Annotated in this window: 12 protein-coding genes; 9 read left to right on the top strand and 3 right to left on the bottom strand. The window is 68.4% G+C overall.

Going from position 1 to position 10,074, the window contains the following annotated elements; all coding sequences use genetic code 11:
- Positions 1 to 259: 259 nt before the first annotated feature.
- Positions 260 to 1,162, bottom strand: coding sequence for a LysR substrate-binding domain-containing protein (locus tag AC5P7I_RS20840; protein ID WP_262088161.1), 903 nt, complete (start codon positions 1,160 to 1,162; stop codon positions 260 to 262).
- A gap of 118 nt (positions 1,163 to 1,280) precedes the next feature.
- On the opposite strand from AC5P7I_RS20840, the gene dkgB reads away from it, so the two are divergent.
- The 8 genes from dkgB to AC5P7I_RS20800 all read left to right on the top strand — a co-directional run bounded on the left by dkgB (position 1,281) and on the right by AC5P7I_RS20800 (position 7,842).
- Complete coding sequence (gene dkgB, locus AC5P7I_RS20835) at positions 1,281 to 2,084, top strand: 2,5-didehydrogluconate reductase DkgB (protein WP_164077987.1); 804 nt, start codon at positions 1,281 to 1,283, stop codon at positions 2,082 to 2,084.
- Positions 2,085 to 2,095: 11 nt separating this feature from the next.
- Entirely contained in the window at positions 2,096 to 3,070 is a 975-nt protein-coding gene (locus AC5P7I_RS20830; protein WP_111206309.1) for a TIGR03571 family LLM class oxidoreductase, read from the top strand.
- A gap of 19 nt (positions 3,071 to 3,089) precedes the next feature.
- The gene (locus tag AC5P7I_RS20825; RefSeq protein ID WP_126412369.1) at positions 3,090 to 4,028 is read left to right on the top strand and encodes a cyclase family protein; all 939 of its coding nucleotides are present in this window, start codon (positions 3,090 to 3,092) and stop codon (positions 4,026 to 4,028) included.
- Complete coding sequence (locus AC5P7I_RS20820; protein WP_134808935.1) at positions 4,025 to 4,348, top strand: MoaF-related domain-containing protein; 324 nt, start codon at positions 4,025 to 4,027, stop codon at positions 4,346 to 4,348. Before AC5P7I_RS20825 ends, AC5P7I_RS20820 begins: the two co-directional genes overlap by 4 nt.
- Before the next feature lie 113 nt (positions 4,349 to 4,461).
- Positions 4,462 to 4,839, top strand: coding sequence for a copper homeostasis periplasmic binding protein CopC (gene copC / locus AC5P7I_RS20815; protein ID WP_069116614.1), 378 nt, complete (start codon positions 4,462 to 4,464; stop codon positions 4,837 to 4,839).
- A 10-nt stretch (positions 4,840 to 4,849) separates the two neighbouring features.
- The gene (gene copD / locus AC5P7I_RS20810) at positions 4,850 to 5,734 is read left to right on the top strand and encodes a copper homeostasis membrane protein CopD (RefSeq protein WP_069116612.1); all 885 of its coding nucleotides are present in this window, start codon (positions 4,850 to 4,852) and stop codon (positions 5,732 to 5,734) included.
- A 45-nt stretch (positions 5,735 to 5,779) separates the two neighbouring features.
- Positions 5,780 to 6,478 carry a heavy metal response regulator transcription factor gene (locus tag AC5P7I_RS20805; RefSeq protein ID WP_049406371.1) on the top strand — a complete coding sequence of 233 codons (699 nt, stop codon included), beginning with the start codon at positions 5,780 to 5,782 and terminating at the stop codon, positions 6,476 to 6,478.
- A complete protein-coding gene (locus tag AC5P7I_RS20800) occupies positions 6,475 to 7,842 on the top strand; it encodes a heavy metal sensor histidine kinase (RefSeq protein ID WP_262088162.1) in 1,368 nt (455 codons plus the stop codon). Before AC5P7I_RS20805 ends, AC5P7I_RS20800 begins: the two co-directional genes overlap by 4 nt.
- Positions 7,843 to 7,875: 33 nt before the next feature.
- Here the strand turns inward: AC5P7I_RS20800 and AC5P7I_RS20795 are convergent, their stop codons facing one another.
- Entirely contained in the window at positions 7,876 to 8,865 is a 990-nt protein-coding gene (locus tag AC5P7I_RS20795; RefSeq protein ID WP_262088163.1) for a LysR family transcriptional regulator, read from the bottom strand.
- A gap of 106 nt (positions 8,866 to 8,971) precedes the next feature.
- On the opposite strand from AC5P7I_RS20795, the gene AC5P7I_RS20790 reads away from it, so the two are divergent.
- Entirely contained in the window at positions 8,972 to 9,715 is a 744-nt protein-coding gene (locus AC5P7I_RS20790; protein WP_262088164.1) for an SDR family oxidoreductase, read from the top strand.
- Between the two features lie 117 nt (positions 9,716 to 9,832).
- Here the strand turns inward: AC5P7I_RS20790 and AC5P7I_RS20785 are convergent.
- Positions 9,833 to 10,074, bottom strand: a 242-nt coding sequence (locus AC5P7I_RS20785) for a hypothetical protein (RefSeq protein ID WP_495222179.1), incomplete at its 5' end; no start/stop codon positions are given.

Here is a 10,074-nt window from a genome sequence, read left to right as displayed (position 1 = left end):
TGGCCGGCAGCCCCAGAGACCCGGCAGCCGGCCAGCGGCCGGCTCTACCCCTCGATGCATGGGCCACGCATCAGATGAAACACAGTTGGTAGTGCCGGCCGCTGGCCGGCAGCCCCAGAGACCCGGCAGCCGGCCAGCGGCCGGCTCTACCCCCTCCATGCATGGGCCACGCATCAGGTGATACACAGCTGGTAGTGCCGGCCGCTGGCCGACAGCCACAGAGACCCGGCAGCCGGCCATCGGCCGGCTCTACCCCGCCTTACTCGTCAAACGGACGTTGGCCGAGCGTCTGCGTCACGTGGTCGACGAAACAGGTGATGCGCGCGGCCAGCGCGGTGTTGCGGTAGTACACCGCGTTGATCGGCTGGCGCACCTCCTGCGTCTGCTTGGCGAACAACTGCACCAGGCGGCCGTCACGCCGGTCCTGGCGGGTCAGGAAGTCGGACAGGCAGGCGATGCCCAGCCCGGTCACCGCCATCTGCCGCAGTGTCTCGCCACTGGATGAAGCAATCGCCGGCTCGATCACGAAAGGGCCGCCATCGGCATCCTGCAGCGGCCATTCGTTCAACGAACTGGGCTGGGTGAAGCCAAGCAGTTCGTGCTCGCGCAGCTGCTCCACCCGCGTGGGCGTGCCATGCCGGCGCAGGTACTCGGGGCTGGCCACCACGCGGATGCGGCTGTGGCCGATCGGCCGCGCATGCAGGGTGGAATCGCGCAGCACGCCAATGCGGAACGCTACGTCGGTGCGCTTCTCGATCAGGTCGGTGATGCCTTCATTGGAATTCAGCTCCAGCTCCACCTGCGGGTAGCGCTCGCGGAAGCCCTCCAGCAACGGCACGATGACGTGCAGCATGAACGGCGTGGCGGCGTCTACGCGCAGGCGCCCGACCGGCTGCAGCCGCCGCGCGGCCATCTGTTCCTCGGCCTCGTCCACCGTGGCCAGGATCGTGCGCGCGTACTCCAGGAATGCGGCTCCCTCCTCGGTCAGCTCCAGCCGCCGCGTGGTCCGCCGCAGCAGCGTGGTCTGCAGCTTGTCCTCCAGCCGCGCCAAGGTGCGGCTGGTGGCGGAGATGGTCAGCTCCAGCTCTTCGGCCGCGGCGGTGATCGAACCGCTGTCGACCACGGCCACGAAGGCCTTCAGCTCATCCAGGGTGGTTTTCATTTTTTACCTCGGCGCAAAAGCGTTTCCCGTATACACGGCTTAATCAACAAATGTAAAGCGCCCACACTTCGCCCTGTCCCGAGCCCACCGGCTCTCAACGAAGTCCCTGGAGTCCATCATGAGCGTTCCTTCCTTTGGCGTCGGCACCTTCCGCCTGACCGGCCAGACCGTCATCGATTCGGTGCGCAACGCCCTCGACGTCGGCTACCGTGCGATCGATACCGCGCAGATCTACGGCAACGAAGCCGAGGTCGGCCAGGCCATCGCCGAATCCGGCGTCCCGCGCGACGAGCTGTTCCTGACCACCAAGATCTGGGTGGACAACTACGCCGCCGACAAGCTGATCCCGAGCCTGCGCGACAGCCTGGCCAAGCTGCGCACCGGGTACGTCGACCTGCTGCTGATCCACTGGCCGGCGCCGGGCAATGGCGTTGAACTGCGCGAGTACATGACCGCGCTGGCCGAAGCCAAATCGCTGGGCCTGACCCGTCAGATCGGTGTGTCCAACTTCAACATCGAACTGACCCGGCAGGCCATCGAGGTGGTCGGCGCCGGCGAGATCGCCACCAACCAGATCGAACTGAGCCCCTACCTGCAGAACCCGGCACTGACTGCCTTCCTGCAGGAACAAGGCATCACCGTCACCTCCTACATGACCCTGGCCTACGGCAAGGTGCTGAAGGACCCGGTGCTGGCCGCCATCGCCGACAAGCACCAGGCCACCGTCGCCCAGGTCGCGCTGGCGTGGGCGCTGCAGCGGGGTTACTCGGTCATCCCGTCCTCGACCAAGCGCGAGAACCTGGCCAGCAACCTGCTTGCCCAGGACCTGCACCTGGATGCCGATGACATGGCCGCGATCGCCGCGCTTGACCGCAACGGCCGCGAAGTCGATCCGCCGGGCCTGGCCCCGGCCTGGGACTGAGGAGCCTCGCCATGGGCAATGCGTTGACGCGGCTGCAGGCCGGTGGTTTCAGCATCGGCATCGAAGCACCGCTGGACAATGACTGGACACCGCTGGGCGAACAGGCACGACACGCCGCGCGACGCCTGCCCGGCGAACCGGACCTGCAGCGCCATGCGGAGCTGGCACGGCTGGCCGACCGCCTTGGCTTCCGTGCGCTGTGGGTACGCGACGTGCCGGTGTACGACCCGGCCTTCGGCGATGCCGCACAGGTGTTCGAGGTGTTCAGTTACCTCGGCTACCTGGCCGGCATCACCGAGCACATCCTGCTGGGTACCGGCGCGGTGGTGCTGCCGATCCGCGAGCCGTTGCTGACCCTGAAGTCGGCACGCAGCGTGCAGCGGCTGAGCGGTGACCGCCTGCTGCTGGGCGTGGCCAGTGGCGACCGCCCGGTGGAGTACCCGCTGTTCGGCCGCGACTTCGACAGCCGTGGCAGCCGCTTCCGCGAGCAGATCGCACTGCTGCGCGAAGGCGCCGCCGCGCACCTGCCGCAGGGCTTGGACGTGCTGCCCGCGGATGGCCCGGCCCTGCCGCTGTTCGTGGCAGGCCTGGCCCAGCAGCAACCGGCGTGGATCGGCCAGCACATGGATGGCTGCCTGGCCTACCCGGGCACGCCGCAGGACCATGTACAACGCGTGGCGGCCTGGCGCGCCGTGGCCGGCAACAAGCCCTATGCCAGCTTCATCCACCTGGACCTGGTGGCCGATGCCGATGCTCCTCTGCAGCGCTGGCGCTTTGGCCTGCGCGGCGGCCGCAACGCCCTGCTGGCCGAGTTGCACGCCATGCGGGCGGCCGGTGTCGACCACATCGGCCTGCAGTTCCGCCGCAACGAACGGCCGTTGGCCGAAACCTTCCACGAAATCGCCGAGTACGTGCTGCCGCACTTCCCGGCCCATGCCGGCGCCGCTGCGCCGCATGCCCCGCTTGCCGCCCCCGCGACGGCCTGACAGTTACCGGAGCTTTGCCATGAAGATGAAGACCCTGGCTGCGCTAGCGCTGGCCACCCTGCCGCTGTCCTTCCAGGCCACCGCCGAGGACTGGTACCCCTCTGCCTACGGTGCCAACGACGAGATTGGCGCGGCCAACCTGCTGACCGCCGACGTGGTCAAGCACGCGGTCTCGCTGGTCAGGACCGGCAAGACCTATCCGCTGGCGGTGCCGGTGGACAAGAACCTGCCCGCGTTCCGCCACCGCAGCTTCCGCCTGTACAACGTGCAGGTCGGCCAGCAGGCTGGCAAGTCGCTGGGCCCCAACAAGTTCACCTTCAACGATGAACTGGTGAACGCCTGGACCGGCGTTGGCACCCAGCTCAACGGCATCGGCCATATCGGCATCGACAACGTCTACTACAACGGCAACAAGGCCGCCGACTTCGTCACCGTGGACGGGGTGCGCAAGCTCGGCGTCGAGAAGGTGCCGCCGATGGTCACCCGTGGCGTCGTGCTGGACATGACCACGTACTACGGCAAGGCGATCGTGCCCGGCGGCACCGAGTTCACCGTGGCCGACATCCAGGCCGTGCTGAAGAAGCAGGGGCTGCGCCTGCGCAAGGGCGACGTGGTGCTGTTCAACACCGGCTGGCTGGAACTGATCGGCAAGGACGACAAACAGTTCCTGGAAGTGGAACCGGGTATCGGCATGGAGGCGGCGAAGTGGCTGGCCGACCAGGGCATCGTCGCCTTCGGTGGCGACACCTGGGCCTCGGAGGTCTACCCGAACCCGAACGGTGCCGAGGAGTTCCCGATCAACCAGTACATGCTGGCCAAGCGTGGCATCTACAACCTGGAGCTGATCGACAGCCGTGCCCTGGTGCGCGACAAGGCCTGGGAATTCCTGTTCGTGCTCGGCCAGCCGCTGTACGTCGGTTCGACCCAGGTCAACATCAACCCGGTGGCGATCCGATGAACACTGCCGCTGACCTTCCCGTGTTCGCCGGCCGCCGCTTCCGCGTCAGCTATGACGGCCTGGCCGCCGACAATGTCTACAGCGCCGATGGCCGCCACGTGCAGTACGCCATCGTCTCTGGCGCCTATGCCGGTGCGCAGGGCGAAGCCGCCTGTGAGTGGCAGCGGATCAGCGACGGGGTCTATGCCATTTCGTGGCAGGAAGCCGATGGCGCTACGGTCGTGCATGTCGATGACTTCGCGGGCGGGCATTCGCTGGCCTGGTTCACCGCCACCGATGGCAGTTTCCATCGCATGCAAGGGCCGCTGCACGCGCTGTGATGCGGGCCAGCGGCCGGCGGACGAAACATTACAGATCGGTAATGCAGGGGTCAGGGCAGCGAAAGGCGCTGCCCTCCACCCTGTGGGCCATGTCTTCCACAGGTGTCCCACGCATGGCCCGTCCCCTGCTCCGCTCCACCGCCCTTGTTGTCCTCGTTTCCGGCCTCGCGGTTGCGCCGCTGGCCCTGGCCCATCCCAGCCTGGTGCGCTCGACGCCGGCCGCCGACGCGACCGTGGCGCCGGCCAGCCAGATCGAGCTGCAGTTCAGCGAGAAGGTGATGCCGCGTGCCACCCGCATCGAACTGAGCATGGACCATGGCCGCATGAAGATGGCCATGCCCACCACTGCGCAGGAGCTCTCCGAAGATGGCCACACCCTGCGGGCACGCTTCGCCAAGCCCTTGCCGGCAGGCAGCTACGCACTGCAGTGGCGCGCGGTGGGCCAGGACAGCCACCCGATCACCGGCAGCTACCGCTTCACCGTGAAGTAAGGCTGCCGTCGTGGCCGAGCTCTCGCCGTATGCGCTGCGGCTGGCACTGTACCTGGTGCTGATGCTGCTGTTCGGGCGGATGCTGTTCGTCCGTCCGGGGCTGCCGCGCGGCGTCTCGCTGGCGCTCGCCCTGATCGCGTTGGCCGTGGTGGCCACCGATGCCATCACCCGCTTGACCGGTGTGCTCGGCATCGCGCCGGCCGACATCGACCCTGCAACGGCGCACTGGTTCCTCACCGGTACGCCGGTGGGTAAAGCCGGCCTGCTGCGTACCGTGGCGGTGCTGGCGATGCTGCCCCTGCTGGCATTCGCCACGCCGCTGGGTGGACCGCGGCGCGTGGTCCTGCTCGCATTGTCCGGAATGGCCCTCGCCAGCCTGTCCTGGAACGGCCACGCCGCTGCGGGCGATGGGTTCGGCGGCACCTTGCGGCTGCTGGCCGGCATCGTGCACCTGCTGGCCGCCGGTGCCTGGGTCGGCGCGATCGCCGCCATCCTGCAGTTGGCGCTGCGTCCACAGGGCCTGCGCCTGCGCGAGCGCACCTACGAGTTGTGGCGGGCCGCGCACAGCTTCGCCCTGCCGGGCACGGTCATCGTCGCCCTGCTGGCAATGACCGGCACCTATACCTATGTCGATCTCGGCGGTTCCGTGCAGACCCTGACCGGTACCGCGCATGGGCGCTGGCTGCTGCTCAAGCTGGCCCTGGTGGTCGGCATGCTGGGGTTGGCGGCGCTGCATCGCTGGCGATTGGTGCCGGCCTTGGCCACCTCCATCCGCGACGGCTGGCAACCGCGGCCGCTGCGTTCCCTGCGCCACAGCCTGGCCTGCGAGTCGGTGCTGGCCGTGCTGGTGCTGGCCTGCGTGGCGGTGCTTGGTACGCTGGACCCGTTGGCGTGAGCCTGCGCAGCCAGCCCACGTGCAAGCTGCGATGATGGGCGCATCATGAAACTGCTGATCGTCGAAGACGAACCCAAGACCGGCAACTACCTGCGCCAGGGCCTGATCGAGGCCGGCTACGTGGTCGATCTCGCCTGCAACGGCGTCGACGGGCTGCACCTGGCCGGCAGCGGCGAGTACCAACTGATCATTCTCGATGTGATGCTGCCCGGCCTGGATGGCTGGAACGTGCTGTCGCGGTTGCGCGCCGGAGGGTGGCAGACACCGGTGCTGTTCCTGACCGCGCGCAGCAGCATCGCCGACCGCGTGCAGGGCCTGGAACTGGGCGCCGATGACTACCTGGCCAAGCCGTTCGCCTTCGCCGAGCTGCTGGCGCGGGTACGCACCCTGCTGCGTCGCGGCCAGGTACAGCCGCAGGCCGAGCGCATCATCATCGCCGACCTGGTGGTGGATACCCTGCGCCGCCGGGTCGAACGCGGCGGCCAGCGCATCGCCCTCAGCCAGAAGGAATACACCCTGCTGGAGCTGCTGGCGCGTCGCCAGGGCGAAGTGCTGCCACGCTCGCTGATCGCCTCGCAGGTGTGGGACATGAACTTCGACAGCGACACCAACGTGATCGACGTGGCGATCCGCCGCCTGCGCGCGAAGATCGACGATGACTTCGATGCCAAGCTGATCGTCACCGTGCGCGGCATGGGCTATGTGCTGGAGGCGCCGGACGACGGTGCCGTGCACAGCGGATGAGCCTGCGTCGTTCCATCGCGGTACGGCTGACACTGCTGTTCGCCATCGTGGCCACGCTGGTGCTGGCCGCATTGGGCGTGGCGATCTATGTCAGCGCCCGCCATGATCTTGTTGCCCAGGACTTCATCGAACTGGAGAACAAGGTCGCGTTGATCCGTGACCTCGCCGATAACGGACCTGCGTCCGCACGCGGGAAGCGCTTGGCAGAGGCGCTGGGCCATCATCCGGATATCGCCTTCCACGTTGTTGATGGGCGTGGCGCGGTGCTGTTCTCGACCGCACCGGCACTGCTGCGCGAGCATGCACGCGGCCAGCCGATCGACGCCGCGCCACGGCGGCACGACTGGATCCTCACCGATGGTCGCTGCATGCATGCCCTGCACCTGCGCCAGACGCTGGCCGACGGCAGCCAGCTGGTGACCCTGCTGGCCATTGATGACAACCGTCACGCCGACTTCCTGCAGCGCTTCCGCCACCTGCTGGCAATCGCCATCATCGGCGCCGCCGTGGCCAGCAGCCTGCTCGGCGGCTATGTGGTGCGGCGTACGCTGCGGCCGCTGCGCACGCTGGCCGATGAGGCCAGGCAGATCACCGCCGGTCGCCTGCAGCGGCGCCTGAGCGCGCGCAGTGCACCGGCCGAACTGGAGCAGCTGGCGCAGACCCTCAACGGCATGCTGGCACGCCTGCAGCAGGACTTCGCGCGGCTGACCGGGTTCTCCGGTGATCTCGCCCACGAGCTGCGCACCCCGATCACCAATATGCTCACCCAGGTGCAGGTGGTGCTGGCGCACCCGCGCAGCAACGAGGCCTATCGCGAGACGCTGGCGTCGTGTGCCGAGGAACTGCAGCAGCTGGCACAGACCGTGGGCGACCTGCTGTACCTGGCGCAGGCCGAAGCACCGGGCGCGCTGCCTTCGCGCGAGCCGGTGGCGCTGGATGGGGTGGTGGATTCGCTGCTCGAGTTCTACGAGCTGCTGGCCGAGGACCGGCAGTTGACCCTGCGCCGCGAAGGTGTGGCGAGCGTGGAAGGCAACCGCTTGATGCTGCACCGGGCGATTGCCAACCTGCTGTCCAACGCGTTGAAGCACGCCGCTGCCGGCAGCGAGGTGCGGGTACGGCTGGCCGAGGCCGATGGCGTGTGCAGGGTCAGCGTGCACAACGTCGGCACGCCGATTTCCGCCGAAGCGCTGCCGCGCCTGTTCGATCGGTTCTACCGCGGCGAGCGTGGCCGCCACGAAGGTGCGGGGCTGGGGCTGGCGATCACCCGCGCGATTGCACAGGCGCATGGCGGCAGCGTGAGTGTTGCGTCCGATGACACCGGCACCGTGTTCGAGTTGGTGCTGCCGAGCGCCGCAGCCCGGTAGTGCCGGCCGCCGGCCGGCCCCCCCCGGGGTACATCAAGCGCATTGCGGTTGCCGGCCAGCGGCCAGCACTACCCCCTGCGGTCGGACAGCTTCGCGTGCCGCTCCGGTAGTGCCGGCCGCTGGCCGGCCCCCCCCGGTCTGCTCGAACACCCCGGCCACCCAGTCGATGAACACCCGCAAGCGTGGGGACGGCGTGCGGTTGCGCGGGTAGACCAGGTTCAACGGGCTCGGGGTCGGCGGCGCGTCCGGCAACAGCTCCACCAGCTGCCCGCGCGCGATATACGGGTCCATCCGGTAGCGCGGAGCCTGGATGATGCCCAGGCCCGCCAGCGCGGCGCCGAGGAACGCATCCGCACCGGACACACGCACCCGCACCGGCAGCGGCACGTAGCGCACCTGCCCGCCCTGCTGGAACTCCAGCGGAATCAGCTGGCCGGTGGCGCTGGAGCGATAGCCCACCATTTCATGGCCGCCCAGCAGGGACTCGATGCTGCCTGGCACGCCCTTGGCCTGCAGGTAGCCCGGCGCGGCCACCGTGACCTCGCGCAGCATCGCCAACCGGCGCGCCGCCAGATCGCTGTCGGCCAGCGTGCCCACCCGCAGCGCCGCATCCACGCCTTCGCGCAGCAGATCGACATAGCGGTCGCCTTCGCTGACCTCCAGTTCGATCTCCGGGTAGCGCTGCAGGAAATCCGGCAGGTGGGGAAACAGCAGGTGCCGGCCCAGCGTGCCATGCACCTCAATGCGCAAGGGGCCGCGCGGCGGCGCGTCACGGAAGGCGGCCTCGGCGTCGTCCATGTCGGCGATCAGGCGCAGGCAACGGCCATAGAAGGCCTCGCCTTCCAGCGTCGGCACCACCAGCCGCGTGGTCCGGTGCAGCAGGCGCACGCCCAGCCGCTGTTCCAGCGCCTTGATCGCGTCGGTCACCGTGGCCCGCGGCAGGCCCAGGTCCTCGGAGGCCCGGGTGAAGCTGCGGCGCTCGACGATACGGACGAAGGCGCGCATGGCCGTGAAGCGGTCCATTGTTCGGCTATCCGGATGATGTTGGCGGATTATGCAGGATTATCCGAAAGCGCGATTTCGCGAAGATGGCGCTGCGCCACTTCGGCGTGTCCCCGTGGAAGTCACCATGACCCTCTCCCCCGCCCGCTCTGTCGCCCTGGTCACCGGCGGATCCCGTGGCATCGGTGCCGCCATCTCGCGTCGGCTCACCGCCAATGGCCACGCGGTCGCGATCAACTATGCGGGCCGCCGCGACGACGCCGAAGCCTTGGCGGCCGAACTGAACGCCGCCGGCGCGCAGGCCATCGCGCTGCAGGCCGATGTGTCCGATCCGCAGGCGGTGCGCCAGCTCTTCGACGCCATCGAAGCCCGTTTCGGCGGCATCGACGTGGTGGTCAACAGCGCCGGGGTGCTGCAGCTGGCACCACTGGCCGATACCGACGACGCCCTGTTCGAGCGGGTGATCGGCATCAACCTCAGGGGCGCCTTCAACGTGCTGCGCGAAAGCGCGCGACGGGTGCGCGACGGTGGCCGGCTGATCACCCTGTCCACCAGCGTGGTCGGCATCCGGCTGGAGAACTACAGCGTGTATGCGGCCAGCAAGGCGGCGGTGGAGACGATGGGCGCAATCCTCAGCAAGGAGCTGCGCGGGCGCAACATCACCGTGAACGCCGTGGCGCCCGGACCGACCGCCACCGATTTGTTCCTGGATGGAAAATCGCCCGAGCTGATCGAGCGGCTGGCGAAGATGAACCCCCTGGAGCGGCTGGGTACGCCGGACGACATCGCCGGCGCGGTGGGGTTCCTGGCAGGTGCCGATGGCGGATGGATCAACGGCCAGGTGCTGCGCGCCAACGGCGGAATGGTTTAGATCGCACAGGTGGCATCCACGCATGGCGCGACGCCCTTGTAGAGCCGAGCCCATGCTCGGCTGCTCTTCGCGCAAAGGCCGGAAGCAGCCGAGCGTGGGCTCGGCTCTACAGGTAGGTCAGGCGATGCGCGCCTCGCGGCGGCGATGCACCCAGTAGTACAGCGTCGGCGCGGTGGGGTTCCTGGCAGGTGCCGATGGCGGATGGATCAAAGGCCAGGTGCTGCGCGCCAACCGCGGGATGGTATAGATCGCACAGGTGGCATCCACGCATGGCGCGACGCCCTTGTAGAGCCGAGCCCATGCTCGGCTGCTCTTCGCGCAAAGGCCAGAAGCAGCCGAGCGTGGGCTCGGCTCTACAG

It is taken from the genome of Stenotrophomonas sp. YJH_SMC_138 (assembly GCF_059369855.1).
Note: the sequence above shows the minus strand (reverse complement) of the source record. Positions and strands in the feature narration are given on the sequence as shown.

What these genes read in the sequence shown, in the direction of transcription:
- dkgB (WP_164077987.1), top strand. Translation starts at nt 1,281, where the DNA reads ATGAGCGTTCCTTCCTTTGGCGTCGGCACCTTCCGCCTGACCGGCCAG.
- AC5P7I_RS20840 (WP_262088161.1), bottom strand. Translation starts at nt 1,162, where the DNA reads ATGAAAACCACCCTGGATGAGCTGAAGGCCTTCGTGGCCGTGGTCGAC.
- AC5P7I_RS20820 (WP_134808935.1), top strand. Translation starts at nt 4,025, where the DNA reads ATGAACACTGCCGCTGACCTTCCCGTGTTCGCCGGCCGCCGCTTCCGC.
- AC5P7I_RS20790 (WP_262088164.1), top strand. Translation starts at nt 8,972, where the DNA reads ATGACCCTCTCCCCCGCCCGCTCTGTCGCCCTGGTCACCGGCGGATCC.
- AC5P7I_RS20800 (WP_262088162.1), top strand. Translation starts at nt 6,475, where the DNA reads ATGAGCCTGCGTCGTTCCATCGCGGTACGGCTGACACTGCTGTTCGCC.
- AC5P7I_RS20795 (WP_262088163.1), bottom strand. Translation starts at nt 8,865, where the DNA reads ATGGACCGCTTCACGGCCATGCGCGCCTTCGTCCGTATCGTCGAGCGC.
- AC5P7I_RS20825 (WP_126412369.1), top strand. Translation starts at nt 3,090, where the DNA reads ATGAAGATGAAGACCCTGGCTGCGCTAGCGCTGGCCACCCTGCCGCTG.
- copC (WP_069116614.1), top strand. Translation starts at nt 4,462, where the DNA reads ATGGCCCGTCCCCTGCTCCGCTCCACCGCCCTTGTTGTCCTCGTTTCC.
- AC5P7I_RS20830 (WP_111206309.1), top strand. Translation starts at nt 2,096, where the DNA reads ATGGGCAATGCGTTGACGCGGCTGCAGGCCGGTGGTTTCAGCATCGGC.
- AC5P7I_RS20805 (WP_049406371.1), top strand. Translation starts at nt 5,780, where the DNA reads ATGAAACTGCTGATCGTCGAAGACGAACCCAAGACCGGCAACTACCTG.